We start from the raw sequence: 13,253 nt of genomic DNA on the forward strand, positions 1-13,253 counted from the left end.
AGATGCGGCGGACCCCCTTGTCCCGACCGATCGTTCGGTTACTCTAACTCTGAGCGGGTGTTCCCGCGCCTTGTTACTGCCCAGGTCATGAGCCCGGCAAAGAGTCCCCGACCGTCCTGATGGTCGCGGACCGTGCCAGACAGTGTCCGACAAAAGAGTCACAGTGTTCGCAAGACGAGGAGTTGGTCCCCCCATGGCTGCCGAACCGACCGCGCACGAACTGATCGCCAAGCACCGGCCCACACTCGACCAGGCCCTGGAAGCGATCCGTACGCGCGCGTACTGGTCGCCCCACCCCGAACACCCCAAGGCGTACGGGGAGAACGGCAGCCTGGACATGGCGGCGGGCAAGGCCGCCTTCGACGCCCTCCTGGGCACCCGCCTCGACCTGGACCAGCCGGGCACGGACGGCTGGACGGGCGGCGAGGTCTCGCCGTACGGCATCGAGCTGGGCGTCGAGTACCCGCACGCGGACCTCGACGTGCTGCTGCCCGCCATGAAGGCCGGACAGCGCGCCTGGCGGGACGCGGGCGCGGAGGTCCGAGCGGTGGTGAGCCTGGAGATCCTCAAGCGGATCGCCGACCGGACGCACGAGTTCGCGCACGCGGTCATGCACACCAGCGGCCAGGCCTTCATGATGGCGTTCCAGGCGGGCGGCCCGCACGCACAGGACCGCGCCCTGGAGGCGGTGGCCTACGCGTACGCGGAGCAGGTCCGCACGCCCGACACGGCCCAGTGGACCAAGCCGCAGGGCAAGCGCGACCCGCTGGTCATGACCAAGGAGTTCACGCCGGTCCCGCGCGGGATCGCCCTGGTGATCGGCTGCAACACCTTCCCGACGTGGAACGGCTACCCGGGCCTGTTCGCCTCCCTGGCCACCGGCAACGCGGTCCTGGTCAAGCCCCACCCGCGCGCGGTGCTGCCGCTCGCGCTCACCGTCAAGATCGCCCGCGAGGTGCTCGCCGAGGCGGGCTTCGACCCGAACCTGGTGGCGCTGGCCGCGGAGCGTCCCGGCGAAGGCATCGCCAAGACGCTGGCCACCCGCCCGGAGATCCGGATCATCGACTACACGGGTTCCACGGCCTTCGGCGACTGGCTGGAGACCAACGCCCGCCAGGCGCAGGTCTACACGGAGAAGGCCGGCGTCAACACGGTCCTCGTGGAGTCGGCCGGCAACTACAAGGGCATGCTCGCCAACCTGGCGTTCTCGCTCTCGCTCTACAGCGGCCAGATGTGCACGACCCCGCAGAACCTGCTGATCCCCCGCGACGGCATCGGCACCGACCAGGGCCACAAGACCTTCGACGAGGTCGTCGCGGATCTCGCCCGCGCGGTCGACGGTCTGCTCGGTGACGACGCGCGCGCCAACGGTCTGCTCGGCGCGATCGTCAACCCTGACGTGAAGGCCCGCGTGGAGGCCGCCGCCGGGCTCGGCGAAGTCGCCCTCGCCTCACGGGAGATCACGAATCCGGAGTTCCCGGACGCGGTGGTGCGTACGCCGGTGATCGTGAAGCTGGACGGGGCCAAGCCGGATGACGAGGCCGCGTACATGAACGAGTGCTTCGGTCCGGTCTCCTTCGCCGTCGCCGTCGACTCCGCTGCGGATGCGGTGGAGTTGCTGGGGCGGACTATTCGGGAGAAGGGGGCGATGACCGTTGGGGCGTACACGACTGATGCCGGGGTTGAGGCTGCGGTTGAGGAGGTCTGTCTTGAGGAGGCGGCGCAGTTGTCGCTGAACTTGACGGGTGGGGTGTACGTCAATCAGACGGCTGCGTTCTCGGACTTCCACGGGTCCGGTGGGAATCCGGCGGCGAATGCTGCGCTGGCCGACGGGGCGTTCGTGGCCAACCGGTTCCGGGTTATTGAGGTGCGTCGGGACGCCTAGGGGGGTGGGTGGTGCGGATTCTGCGCGGCTGACGGCCGTATGTGGCTGGTCGCGCAGTTCCCCGCGCCCCTAAAAGCAGTCGGCGTTGCTGCTAAAGGGGTGACCCTGTTCCCATGCTCCAGTGGTACAGCGTCATCGCCACGCTCGTCGCCAAGTTGTAGCTGGAGACCTGGGGGCGCATCGGCAGGGACAGCAAGTGGTCGGCACGCGCGCGGAGTTCGGGTGAGAGCCCGCTGCGTTCCGAGCCGAAGGCCAGGACGGCGTCGTCCGGGAGTTTGAGGGCCCGGATGTCGTCGCCCTCCGGGTCGAGGGCGAACAGTGGGCCCGTCGGGAGTTCGGCCACGGGCAGGTGCTCGACCGTGGTCGCGAAGTGCAGGCCCGCGCCCGCGCGCACCACCGTGGGGTGCCACGGGTCGAGCGTGCCGGTGGTGATCACGCCGGTCGCGCCGAAGCCGGCGGCCAGGCGGATGACGGCGCCCGCGTTGCCGAGGTTGCGCGGGTTGTCGAGGACCACGGCAGGGGCGGTGCGCGGCAGGTGCGCCAGCTTCTCCAGCGCCGCCTCGCGGGACGGTCGTACGGCCAACGCGGCGACCTCTGTCGGATGCGGGCGCGGCACGAGGTTCGTGTACGTCTCCGGCGCCACCTCCGTCAGGAGTGCGGCCAGCGTGTCCCGTACGTCCGGGGCCAGGTCGTCGGCGAGGGACAGTGCCGCCGCCCGGTCCACCGCCACCGCCACCGGGATGTCCGCCCCGAAGCGCACGGCGTGCTTGAGGGCGTGGAAGCCGTCGAGCAGGACGGAGGCGTCGGCCAGCCGGTGCCAGGTGCTGAGCAGGTCGGAGGCGGTCATGGCGTGAAGCCTACGGGCGCGTGCTCGGGGTTCTCCGGGGCCTCCGGGGCGCGGGGCGCCGGCAGCTCCGTACTACCGCGTCGGAACCGGGCGAGGACGCCGTCACGCGCGCGTGCCGCCCAGCCGCCCGTGCGGAGCAGGAACGTCGTCGGCAGGAAGACCGCGTCCGCCGCGATCATCGCCAGCGAGAAGAACGGCAGCCCCAGGACCACTGCGATCACGGCGTGCTCGAACATCATCGCGGCCAGCAGGACGTTCTTGACCCGCCGGTTGAACAGTGTGAAGGGGAACGCGACCTGCACGATCACGGTCCCGTACGTCACGAGCATCACCATCGTGCCGCTGGAGGAGAGCAGGTCGGCCAGGGCGGGCCAGGGCGAGAAGTAGTCCAGGTGGAGCGGGTAGTAGACGGCGGTGCCGTCCTGCCAGCGCGAGCCCTGGATCTTGTACCAGCCGGCCGTCGCGTAGATCAGACAGGCCTCGGCCATGATCACGAACAGACCGGCGTTGTGCACGATGTTGCCGATGACGTCGAGCAGGATCCGCGGCTCGCTGCCCTTCGCCAGCCGCCCGACGGCCCACCACACGCCCAGCGCCGACCACATGCCCCACAGGATCACCGGCACGGTCGGGTCGACGCCGTCGAGCCGTCCTCCGGCGGTCAGCGCGACCAGTGCGAAGCCGAGCATCGCCCACAGGATCGGACCGGTCCGGTCCGTGACCTGCTCGCCCCGCGCGCGTGCCTCGTCCGCGCGCCGCGCCCGTCGCGCGTCCAGCGACCACACCTGGCCGCAGCGCGTGAAGACGAGGTAGATCGACATCAGGTGCAGGACGTTGTCGCCGCCGTCCCCCATGAAGACGCTGCGGTTCTGCAGCGAGAGCACACCGAGCATGAACAGCACGGACATCGTGCGGGTGCGCCAGCCAAGGAGCAGCAGCGCACTGGTCAGCACGGCGAGCACGTAGACGATCTCGAACCAGGTCTGTCCGTCCGACCACATCAGGGCCGTGAACGCGTGGTTGTTGGCGATCAGCTGCTGGGCGAGGTCCCAACTCCACGGGCTGTCGGGACCGTACAGCTCCTGGCGGTGCGGGAACTCGCGCAGCAGGAACAGCAGCCAGGTCGCGCTGAAACCGATACGGACCACGGCGGCCTGGTACGGGCCGAGCGCCGACTCGGTGATCCGGGCGATGGCCGCGGAGACCGACAGGGCGAAACGGTTCACGCGGCGCCTCCGTCGCTGTCGGCGGCGGTGACCGTCCACCAGGGCAGCACGCGGTACATCGGTTGGTCGGAGATCTTCTCGTCACTCCACTTCGGCGCGGGCACGTTGGTGGTACGCGCCCTGACCTGCACGTTCTCTATGACCCCGGTCCGCCCGGCCGCGCCCTCGCGGTCCAGGCGCAGCACCACGATCCGCCGCAGATACGTCTCGGACAGGGTGCCGCGCAGGCCCGAGGGGCGGTTCTCGGCGTCGTGGGTGGAGGCGAAGAAGTCCCAGGCCCGGCGCAGTTCGTTCTGGTCGGTGTGGCTGGGCAGCAGATTGCCGTCTATGGCCCGGCCGTCCTCGGCGGACAGGTCGTACCAGCCGGTGGTGTTCACGTCGCCGTCCTCGGTGTGCACCTCGGCACGGACCTGGACGGCGATGTTCTGCTGCAGCGGATTGGGCGCGAACAGCTTCCAGTTCTGCTCGAACTCCGGGTACACCCAGTCGTCTATCGCGTTGCCGTGCTGCTTGGTGACCGTGTTCGACGGCGCGACGTGCAGAAAGACCAGCGCGAGATGCACGCACACGGTCACGGCGACGACGGCGAGCGCGAGCGCCGCGGCGACCTGATAGCGCGGAGAGAGCGCGGCCACGCCGGTACGGGGGTCGGGGACCGGGGGTATGAAGGCGGGGGGTGCGGCGGCAGGGGGAACAGCGTCTGGGGGTGCGGCTGAAGTCGGCACCGGCGTGATCGGCGCTGGCGTGGTCGGCACTGGCGTGATCGGCTCCGGCGTCGTCGGCTCTGCTGCCGCGTCGGCCGCGGGAGTCTCCGCCTCGTCCGGACCGCCCGGTCCGTCCGGCTCCCGCCGGGCGTCCGAGTCCGTGTCGTACGCGTCCATTCCACCCCGTTTCCCGATCCCGGTCCATCCGCTCCAGCGCGTTCGCACGGGAACGGTACTCAGCCCCGCCCGCCCGGCACAGCCCCTCTCGAACGCCTGGTCGTGCCGGTGGTCCACAGCGACTGACACCTTACGGGGCACAGCCGCCCGTGAATCCAGGACAAACCGGACGATCGGTCGGGGTAGATTCCGGGGTCGCCCCCGACCATTCCCTTCTTTTAGAACCTGTTCTATCTTGACGCACCGTCAGATCAACTCGGCCGCCGAGAGGACAGGACCGTGGACTTCACCTTCACCGAGGAGCAGCAGGCGGCGGCAGAGGCGGCGCGGGGCGTGTTCGCCGGGGTCGCCCCCGACGCGGTGCCGAGTCCCGCACTCGTCGCGGGCGCCGTCGCCGACGACTTCGACCGTGCGCTGTGGGCCAAGCTCGCCGAGGCGGACCTGCTGAGCCTGCTGCTGGACGCGGAGTACGGCGGGGCCGGCCTGGACGCGATCGCGCTGTGCCAGGTGCTGCGCGAGTCCGCGAAGGTGCTGGCCAGGGTGCCGTTGCTGGAGAGCAGCGCGGCCGCGGCGGCCGTACAGGCGTACGGCGACGAGGAGTTGAGGTCGGCCCTGCTCGCGCCGGCGGGCCGCGGCGAGCTGGTGCTGACCGTCGCCTCCAGCGGCCGTACCGGCCACGACGGGGCCGAACTCGCCGTGACCGCACGGCAGGAGGGCGACGCGTGGATCCTGGACGGGGTGCAGACGGCGGTGCCGTGGGCCCAGGTCGCCGACCACATCCTCGTACCCGCGCACACGGCCGCGGACCGGCCGGTGCTCGCGGTGGTCCCCCGCGTCCACGAGGGCGTCGGCCTGGGCGAGCAGTTCTCCACCAACGGCGAGCGGCTCGGCGAACTGCGCCTGGAGTCCGTCCGGATCGCCGCCCGTGACGTCATCGACGCCGACGGCGCCTGGGAGTGGCTGCGCGAGTTGCTGACCACGGGGACGTGCGCGCTGGCGCTCGGGCTCGGCGAACGGGTGCTGCGCATGACCAGCGAATACACCGGCAAGCGGGAGCAGTTCGGGTTCCCGGTCGCCACCTTCCAGGCGGTGGCCGTGCAGGCCGCGGACCGGTACATCGACCTGCGCGCGATGGAGGCCACGCTGTGGCAGGCCGCCTGGCGGGTCGCCTCGGGGGCGCCGGGCGCGCTGCCGGTCTCCGGTGACGTGGCCGTCGCCAAGATCTGGGCCTCGGAGGGCGTACGACGGATCGTGCAGACGGCACAGCATCTGCACGGCGGCTTCGGGGCCGACGTCGAGTACCCGCTGCACCGGTACCACGCCTGGGCCAAGCACCTGGAGCTCTCGCTCGGCCCCGCGGCGGCGCACGAGGAGGCCCTGGGCGACCTGCTGGCGGCCCATCCGCTCAGCTGAGTGCCCCCATTCAGGACATCGGCCGGGCGTCGGCTACAGGACGAACCCGGTCCCGCCCTCGTCCGTCACGACGGGCTTGCCCGCCGCGGCCCACACCTGCATGCCACCGTCGACGTTCACGGCGTCGATGCCCTGCTGGACCAGATACGTCGTGACCTGCGCCGAACGCCCGCCGGAACGGCAGATCACGTTGACCTTGCCGTCCTGCGGCGCAGCCTCGGTCAGCTCGCCGTACCGGGCCACGAACTCACTGATGGGGATGTGCAGGGCACCTTCCGCGTGCCCCGCCTCCCACTCGTCGTCCTCACGGACGTCGAGCAGAAAGTCGCCGTCCTTGAGATCCCCGACCTCGACCGTGGGCACACCAGCTCCAAAATGCATGCCCCGACGCTACCCGACGCACCGGACACCATGCGGGGCCGGTTGCTTCGCCGGCCATCGGACCAACCCGGTGGCTAGCCGACCGGCACACCGACCAGCCGACCAACCCGGTGACCCGCCGACCAATCCCGTGGCTAGCCGACCAGCTCCGCCAGTTCCCGCTCCCGCTCCGCGACCTGCGCCAGCAGCTGCTCGGCGATCTCGTCCAGCAGGTGGTCCGGATCGTCGGGTGCCATCCGCAGCATCGAGCCGATCGGCCCGTCCTCCAGCTCCTTGGCCACCAGCGCGAGGAGTTCCTTGCGGCGGGCGAGCCATTCGAGGCGGGCGTAGAGCTCCTCGCTGGGGCTCGGGCCGCGCTGCTCGGGCTCCGGTCCCTTGGCCCACTCCTCGGCCAGCTCGCGCAGCAGCAGCTCGTCACCGCGGGCGTAGGCGGCGTTGACGCGGGTGATGAACTCCTCGCGCCGGGCCCGCTCGGCCTCCTCCGTCGACAGGTCGGGGTGGGCCTTGCGGGCCAGTTCGCGGTAGAGCTTGCGGGCCTCGTCGCTGGGGCGCACCCGCTGCGGGGGGCGTACCGGCTGGTCCGTGAGCATCGCGGCCGCCTCGGGGAACAGCCCGTCCCCGTCCATCCAGCCGTTGAACAGCTCCTCGACGCCGGGCATCGGCATCACCCGGGCCCGCGCCTCGTCCGCCTTGCGCACATCCTCGGGGTCCCCGGAGCGCGCGGCCCGGGCCTCGGCGATCTCCGCGTCCAGCTCGTCGAGGCGGGTGTACATCGGCCCGAGCTTCTGGTGGTGCAGCCGGGAGAAGTTCTCGACCTCGATCCGGAAGGTCTCGACCGCGATCTCGTACTCGATCAAGGCCTGTTCGGCGGCCCGCACGGCCCGCTCCAGCCGCTCCTCGGGCCGCGGCGTACCGTCCTCGGGCACCGCCTGCGCCTCACCGGCACCCTGCTCAGCGTCTGGGCTCGTCACCCGCTCAGCGTAGGCCACGCGTGAGTCGCCCACGGCGCCCCACCGTCAGGCCCTCACGACGGCGGCCCGGCACTGTTCCTCGGGGGCCTCCCTCCCCTCTCCGCCCTCTCCCTCTCAGTCCCCGCCCCCACTCCCACTCCCCGAGCCCGCACCCACCCCCGAGCACTCCGCCGCCACCCACTCCGCCGCCAGATCCCGGCAGGCGACGACCAGCGTGCCGGGGCGGCAGGCGATCTCGTGGGTGCAGCCCTCGGGGTGCGGCAGGAGTTCGTCGAGGATCACATCGCCCAGCGCCGAGACGTCGCAGAAGCCCAGGACGTCCACCTGGAAGCGCGAGACACCCGCGTACCGCACCAGGAGATCCTCCTCGTGCTGCCCGCAGTCGTGGCCGAAGCGGATCTCGATCTCGTCGTCGCCGGTCCTGCGCACCGCCCGCGGCTTGAGATCCTTCACACACCGTCGCCCGTCGAGGTCGTAGTGCCCGGGGTCGGTGGCGAACGCGCGTGCCCCTGGCGGCAGTTGGTCGGCGAGCGCCGGCAACCGCGCCAGATAGGGCCGCGGGTCGACGACCCCGGTCGCCTCCCCGTCCCGCCCGTCGAGGTCGACGTACTTCACCGAACGCTCCTCACATCCGTCACTTCCCTCAGGCCCCCAACCCTCGGATGCTCAACCCTCGGCCCTCATCCCTCATCCCTCAGACCCCCATCTCCGCCGGCACCCTCCCCGCCCGCACCGCGGCGACCAGGTCGGCGTGGTCGGCCTCCGTGCGGTCGGCGTAGGCGACTGCGAAGTCGGCCAGTGCCTCGTCCAGTTCCTCGCTCTTGCCGCAGTAGCCGGAGATCAGGCGCGGGTCGGCGCTGTGGGAATGGGCGCGGGCCAGCAGGGCGCCGGTCATGCGGCCGTAGTCGTCGATCTGGTCGGCGGCGAGGGCCGCGGGGTCGACGCTGCCCTTGCGGTTGCGGAACTGCCGTACCTGGAAGGGCAGTCCGTCGACCGTCGTCCAGCCCAGCAGGATGTCGCTGACGACCTGCATGCGCTTCTGGCCCAGGACCACGCGCCGGCCCTCGTGGTCGACGACGGGTGTCTCGAAGCCGGCCGCCACCAAATGCGGCACCAGGACGGACGAGCGGGCCTCCTTGACCTGGAGCACCAGCGGTTCGCCCCGGTGGTCCAGGAGCAGCACCACGTACGAGCGCGTGCCCACGCTGCCCGTGCCGACGACCCGGAACGCGACGTCGTGCACCGTGTGCCGGGACAGCAGCGGGAGGCGGTCCTCGGAGAGGGTCGTCAGGTAGTGCTCCAGGGACGAGGCGACCGCGGCGGCCTCCTCGTCCGGCACCCGGCGCAGCACCGGCGGGGCCTCCACGAAGCGGCGACCGCCGTCCTCGGTGCGCTCCGTCGACTTCGCCGCGAACCGCCCGCTGGTGTTGCCCCGCGCCTTCTCGGAGACCCGCTCCAGGGTGCCGACCAGGTCGTGGGCGTCGGTGTGGGAGACGAGCTCCTCGTCCGCGATCGCGTTCCACGCGTCCAGCACCGGGAGCTTGGCGAGCAGCCGCATGGTGCGGCGGTAGGCGCCGACCGCGCCGTGGGCCGCCTTGCGGCAGGTGTCCTCGTCGGCGCCGGCCTCCCGGCCCGCGAGCACGAGCGAGGCGGCGAGCCGCTTGAGGTCCCACTCCCAGGGGCCGTCGACCGTCTCGTCGAAGTCGTTCAGGTCGATGACCAGGTCGCCGCGCGCGTCCCCGTACAGGCCGAAGTTGGCGGCGTGCGCGTCCCCGCAGATCTGGGCGCGGATCCGCGTCATGGGCGTACGCGCGAGGTCGTAGGCCATGAGGCCGGCCGAGCCGCGCAGGAAGGCGAAGGGGGTCGCCGCCATCCGGCCGGCCCTTATCGGCGTGAGCCCGGGGATGCGGCCGCGGTTGGACTCCTCGACGGCGGCGACCGCGGTGGGCCGGGAGCCGTCCAGGTCGAAGGCCGCGTGCGAGCGGCGCGGGACCAGTCTGCGCAGCGCCTTGCCCTCGTCCTTGGGCGAGCCCTCGGCGAGCCCGTGGGCGAAGCCCGGCACCCGCGGCAGCCTGCGCGCCGCGGCGACCGGCACCACGACCACGGTCGGCTCCCCAGCAGACGTCGGCTCCGCAGCAGCAACCTGCCCCGCCGACGCCGCAGGCTCGGCTCCCGCCGTGTCCGCCGTCACCGCTCCGTTTTCGGTCACATCGACCGCCTCCCCCGCACGCACACGAACATCAACTCGTGCAGACCGTACAGCCGGTGGCCGAAACGCGTCAGACCCTGTGGACAACTCCACGCCTGTGGAAAACCGGACAACGGTCAGCGCCTCCGGAAACCGGCTAGCAGTCCGGCGGCTGTGCCCCTTCGGGCAGGTGCAGCTTCGCCCACTCACCGAGCTCCTTGAGCGCGGGCTCCAGCGCGGCCCCGGCCGGCGTCAGCCGGTAGGAGACGCGCAGCGGCGGGCCCTCGTCCACCTCGCGCACCAGCAGGCCGGCGGCGCCGAGTTCGGTGAGCCGGTCGGAGAGCATGCGCTCGCTGATGCCGGGGATGGCGCGGCGCAGATCGGCGAAGTACGCGGGCCCGCCGGTCAGGACGGCCACGATCGGGCCGGTCCAGCGCTTTCCGAGCAGCTGGAAGACGCGCGTGATGCCGCCGTCGACCCGCTTGCACGCGCCCACATCGTGACCCTGCTCGACCGCCATGCCCCCAAGGGTACTGCCTCACCGTGAGGGGATGAAAAAAAGTAAGTGACTGTGTTATCAATAGTCCAGTACGAATTCTCACCACCTTACGGGAGCTCCCCATGCCCACCCTCCTGCACATCGACTCCTCCGTGTTCCCCGCCGGCGCCTCCGCCTCCAAGGCCGTCGCCGAGGCCTTCCGCAAGGCCTGGGAGGAGCAGCACCCCGACGGCACGGTGATCCACCGCGATCTCTCCGTGAACCCGGTGCCGCACATCACGGCCGACTCCCACACCGCGGGCTTCGCGGATCCGGCCGCGCACACCCCCGAGCAGGCGGCCGCGTTCGCCGCGCGGCTGCGGCTGATCGAGGAGCTGGAGGAGGCGGACGCCGTGCTGATCGGCGCCCCGATGTACAACTTCGCGATCCCATCGACCCTCAAGGCCTGGCTGGACAACGTGATCCTCATGGGCCGCACCGCCGGCACCGAGGACTCGAAGGTCGCCGGCACCCCGGTCACCGTGGTCGCCAGCCGCGGCGGCTCCTACGCTCCGGGCACCCCGCGGGAGGACAGCGAGTACGTGCAGAACTACCTCGCGGCGGTCCTCTCCGGAGCCCTCGCCCTGGACGTCGAGTTCATCGTCCCGGAGCTGACCATGGCCCCGCACAACCCGGCGATGGCCGAGCTGGTCCCCCTCTACGAGGCCTCGCGCGAGCGCGCCCTGACGGAGGCCGCCACCAAGGCCAAGGCGGTCGCCGAACGCCTCGCCGCGTGACGCCCGTCGGGCGGTGTCCGAGCCGTGTGATTGTCCTCACCAGGTAATACGGCTCACACCGCCCCCGGACAACGCGAAGGCCCCCAAGTCCTGAGACTTGGGGGCCTTCGTCTGGTGCGCGAGGGGGGAGTTGAACCCCCACGCCCTTTCGGGCACTGGAACCTGAATCCAGCGCGTCTGCCTATTCCGCCACCCGCGCATTGGGTGTGTCCTCGGGCTTTTCCCCAAGGGGCTGGCGCCTTCCGACATGCAGAAGATTAGCACGGGGGTCGGGGTGGGTTCACATCCCTTATCCGGGGGCAGCCGACGACCAGGGCAGTCGTCGCGGCGCCGCCGGATCGCCACCGGACGGTGCCGTCGGCGAGTGATCCAAAAGTTCCCTGGCTCCGTATCAATGTGCGGCGGTTCACGTATCAACCTCGTACCGGTCCGGCCCGTCTCACCAGGAGCCGGGCCGGGCGCACAGTCAGGTGCGGGACACTGGTCTGCGGCCGCCTCTACGATCCTTGCCAGAGGACGCGAAGAGGAGTGCGCGGGAGGAGTTCGCCAGGGGAGTGCACCGCGGGAGTTCGAAACCGGGCTCCGCAGGGAACTTCGCAGGCGTCGACACCCGTCGACAGGGCCGACAGGGGGAACCAGCCGATTCAGCGGCGCGTGGATACGATCAGTAAGCAGTACCAAGTACGCAGTGCCCAGGACGGCAGAGACGGAGGAGGTGCCCCATGGGAGTCCTGAAGAAGTTCGAGCAACGCCTCGAAGGTCTGGTCAACGGCACCTTCGCCAAGGTGTTCAAGTCCGAGGTCCAGCCGGTGGAGATCGCGGGCGCGCTGCAGCGCGAGTGCGACAACAACGCGACCATCTGGAACCGCGACCGGACCGTGGTACCCAATGACTTCATCGTGGAGCTGAGCGCGCCGGACTTCGAGCGGCTCAGCCCCTACTCCGGCCAGCTCGGCGACGAACTGGCCGGCATGGTGCGCGACTACGCCAAGCAGCAGCGGTACGCCTTCATGGGACCGATCAAGGTCAACCTGGAGAAGGCGGACGACCTCGACACCGGTCTGTACCGGGTGCGCAGCCGTACGCTCGCCTCCTCCACCAACCAGCAGGCTCCCGGCAGCGCCGCCCCGGCGGCTCCGCCCGCGGCCGGCCGGCCCGGCGGCGGTTACGGCTACCCGCCGGCCGCCGCACCCGCGGCCGCCCCGCCCATGCCCGCCGGGCCGCCCCCCGGCGGCGCGCGCCCCGGTGGGTACGGCTCCCCGCAGCAGGCCCCGCGCGCGGGCGGCGGCCCGGTCGGCGCTCCGGCGCCCGGCTCCCGTACCCGCCACTGGATCGAGATCAACGGCACCCGCCATCAGATCACCCGCGCGACGCTGGTGCTGGGCCGCAGCACCGAGGCCGACGTGCGGATCGACGACCCCGGAGTATCCCGCCGGCACTGCGAGATCCGGACCGGATCGCCCTCGACCGTCCAGGATCTCGGGTCCACCAACGGCATCGTGGTGGACGGGCAGCACACCACCCGCGCTACGCTCCGCGACGGCTCGCGGATCGTCGTGGGCCAGACCACCATCGTTTACCGGCAAGCCGAAGGGTGAAGCGGGGGCAATGTCAGAGCTGACCCTGACGGTCATGCGGCTAGGTTTTCTGGCCGTTCTATGGCTGTTCGTGATCGTGGCCGTGCAGGTCATCCGCAGCGACCTGTTCGGAACGCGGGTCACCCAGCGCGGGTCCCGCCGGGAGGCGGGCCGCCAGCAGCAGCCCGCCCGCCAGCAGGCCGCGCCCCCACCCCAGCGCCAGCAGGCCGGCGGCCGCCAGCGGCGCAACGCACCGACCAAGCTGGTGGTGAGCGAGGGCATCCTCACCGGCACCACCGTCGCGCTCCAGGGCCAGACCATCACCCTGGGCCGGGCGCACGACAGCACGATCGTGCTGGACGACGACTACGCCTCCAGCCGCCATGCCAGGATCTATCCGGACCGCGACGGCCAGTGGATCGTCGAGGACCTGGGCTCCACCAACGGCACGTATCTCGACCGGAGCCGGCTGACGACCCCCACGCCGATTCCGCTGGGCGCGCCGATCCGCATCGGCAAGACCGTCATCGAGCTGCGGAAGTAGATACGACAATGAGCGAGCGGAGCGAGCACGCAGCGGCGGCCCCCACCACGGGCCCCGGCGCGCTC

General features: G+C 71.2%; 13 protein-coding genes and 1 tRNA gene. 5 read left to right on the top strand and 9 right to left on the bottom strand.

Translation table 11 applies throughout. From position 1 onward, the window contains the following. Positions 1–193 precede the first annotated feature (193 nt). Positions 194–1,885, top strand: a complete 1,692-nt coding sequence (gene paaN / locus ACWDR3_RS03755) for a phenylacetic acid degradation protein PaaN (RefSeq protein ID WP_450350529.1) — start codon at positions 194–196, stop codon at positions 1,883–1,885. A gap of 91 nt (positions 1,886–1,976) precedes the next feature. Here the strand turns inward: paaN and ACWDR3_RS03760 are convergent, their stop codons facing one another. From ACWDR3_RS03760 to ACWDR3_RS03770, 3 genes are read right to left on the bottom strand one after another with little or no spacing between them, the layout of a single operon-like run. Then, positions 1,977–2,732: a TrmH family RNA methyltransferase gene (locus ACWDR3_RS03760; RefSeq protein ID WP_450350530.1), complete on the bottom strand. Its 756-nt coding sequence runs from the start codon at positions 2,730–2,732 to the stop codon at positions 1,977–1,979. Further along, positions 2,729–3,958: an HTTM domain-containing protein gene (locus tag ACWDR3_RS03765; protein WP_450350531.1), complete on the bottom strand. Its 1,230-nt coding sequence runs from the start codon at positions 3,956–3,958 to the stop codon at positions 2,729–2,731. The genes ACWDR3_RS03760 and ACWDR3_RS03765 overlap by 4 nt, the downstream gene beginning before the upstream one ends. Further along, positions 3,955–4,839, bottom strand: a complete 885-nt coding sequence (locus ACWDR3_RS03770) for a DUF5819 family protein (RefSeq protein WP_450350533.1) — start codon at positions 4,837–4,839, stop codon at positions 3,955–3,957. The genes ACWDR3_RS03765 and ACWDR3_RS03770 overlap by 4 nt, the downstream gene beginning before the upstream one ends. A gap of 279 nt (positions 4,840–5,118) precedes the next feature. Between ACWDR3_RS03770 and ACWDR3_RS03775 the strand changes: the two genes are divergently transcribed. Beyond that, entirely contained in the window at positions 5,119–6,252 is a 1,134-nt protein-coding gene (locus tag ACWDR3_RS03775) for an acyl-CoA dehydrogenase family protein (RefSeq protein ID WP_450350535.1), read from the top strand. Positions 6,253–6,285: 33 nt separating this feature from the next. Here ACWDR3_RS03775 and ACWDR3_RS03780 read toward each other — a convergent pair whose 3' ends face one another. The 5 genes from ACWDR3_RS03780 to ACWDR3_RS03800 all read right to left on the bottom strand — a co-directional run bounded on the left by ACWDR3_RS03780 (position 6,286) and on the right by ACWDR3_RS03800 (position 10,312). After that, on the bottom strand, positions 6,286–6,615 hold the full coding sequence (locus ACWDR3_RS03780) for a rhodanese-like domain-containing protein (protein WP_450350591.1): 330 nt from the start codon (positions 6,613–6,615) through the stop codon (positions 6,286–6,288). Between the two features lie 152 nt (positions 6,616–6,767). After that, entirely contained in the window at positions 6,768–7,604 is an 837-nt protein-coding gene (locus tag ACWDR3_RS03785) for a hypothetical protein (protein WP_450350537.1), read from the bottom strand. Between the two features lie 114 nt (positions 7,605–7,718). After that, on the bottom strand, positions 7,719–8,219 hold the full coding sequence (locus ACWDR3_RS03790; protein WP_450350538.1) for a hypothetical protein: 501 nt from the start codon (positions 8,217–8,219) through the stop codon (positions 7,719–7,721). A gap of 79 nt (positions 8,220–8,298) precedes the next feature. Next, positions 8,299–9,708: a DUF2252 domain-containing protein gene (locus tag ACWDR3_RS03795; protein WP_450350592.1), complete on the bottom strand. Its 1,410-nt coding sequence runs from the start codon at positions 9,706–9,708 to the stop codon at positions 8,299–8,301. A gap of 241 nt (positions 9,709–9,949) precedes the next feature. Then, positions 9,950–10,312: a winged helix-turn-helix transcriptional regulator gene (locus tag ACWDR3_RS03800; RefSeq protein WP_450350540.1), complete on the bottom strand. Its 363-nt coding sequence runs from the start codon at positions 10,310–10,312 to the stop codon at positions 9,950–9,952. Between the two features lie 101 nt (positions 10,313–10,413). On the opposite strand from ACWDR3_RS03800, the gene ACWDR3_RS03805 reads away from it, so the two are divergent. After that, a complete protein-coding gene (locus tag ACWDR3_RS03805) occupies positions 10,414–11,067 on the top strand; it encodes an FMN-dependent NADH-azoreductase (protein ID WP_450350542.1) in 654 nt (217 codons plus the stop codon). Between the two features lie 112 nt (positions 11,068–11,179). On the opposite strand, the gene ACWDR3_RS03810 is transcribed toward ACWDR3_RS03805, so the two are convergent. Further along, positions 11,180–11,266 (bottom strand) — tRNA-Leu (locus ACWDR3_RS03810). A gap of 523 nt (positions 11,267–11,789) precedes the next feature. Here ACWDR3_RS03810 and ACWDR3_RS03815 point away from each other — a divergent pair. Both ACWDR3_RS03815 and ACWDR3_RS03820 read left to right on the top strand, forming a co-directional pair. After that, the gene (locus ACWDR3_RS03815; RefSeq protein WP_450350543.1) at positions 11,790–12,665 is read left to right on the top strand and encodes an FhaA domain-containing protein; all 876 of its coding nucleotides are present in this window, start codon (positions 11,790–11,792) and stop codon (positions 12,663–12,665) included. A gap of 10 nt (positions 12,666–12,675) precedes the next feature. Further along, the gene (locus ACWDR3_RS03820; RefSeq protein WP_123998936.1) at positions 12,676–13,188 is read left to right on the top strand and encodes an FHA domain-containing protein FhaB/FipA; all 513 of its coding nucleotides are present in this window, start codon (positions 12,676–12,678) and stop codon (positions 13,186–13,188) included. Positions 13,189–13,253: the final 65 nt, after the last annotated feature.

The sequence above is a fragment of the Streptomyces sp. NPDC001002 genome (assembly GCF_053599215.1).